1 pseudogene is annotated in these 442 nt (G+C 77.1%); it reads right to left on the bottom strand.

The window, feature by feature from the left end:
* A pseudogene (locus AN218_RS03130) lies at positions 1-442 on the bottom strand (biotin/lipoyl-containing protein); the annotation flags it as partial.

Raw genomic sequence — 442 nt, 5'->3', positions numbered from 1 at the left:
TGCGGGCTGCGCCGGTGCGGCAGCGGGTGCCGGTTCCGGTGCGGGCGCGGGGGCGGGCTGTGCCTGCGGCTGTGCCGGTGCCGGAGCGGCCTGTGCNGCTCGGGCTGCGCCGGTGCCGGTGCCGGCTCGGCCGCTGGAGCAGCGACTGCCGCGCCGATCACGGCCAGCTTGGCGCCGACCTCGGCGGTCTCGTCCTCGGCTACGACGATCTCCAGCAGCGTGCCTGCGCTCGGAGCGGGAATCTCCGTGTCGACCTTGTCCGTGGAGACCTCCAGCAGCGGCTCGTCCGCCTGGACCTCCTCGCCGACCTGCTTGAGCCAGCGCGTGACGGTGCCCTCGGTGACGGACTCGCCCAGCGCGGGCAGGACGACGTCCGTGCCCTCCGCCGAACCGCCGCCGCCACCGGCCGGTGCCGCCGCCGCGGGCTGCGGCTCGGGCTGCG

This window comes from Streptomyces nanshensis, assembly GCF_001751255.1.
GTDB lineage: Bacteria > Actinomycetota > Actinomycetes > Streptomycetales > Streptomycetaceae > Streptomyces > Streptomyces nanshensis_A.
This window is presented reverse-complemented; position numbering and strand designations above follow the sequence as displayed.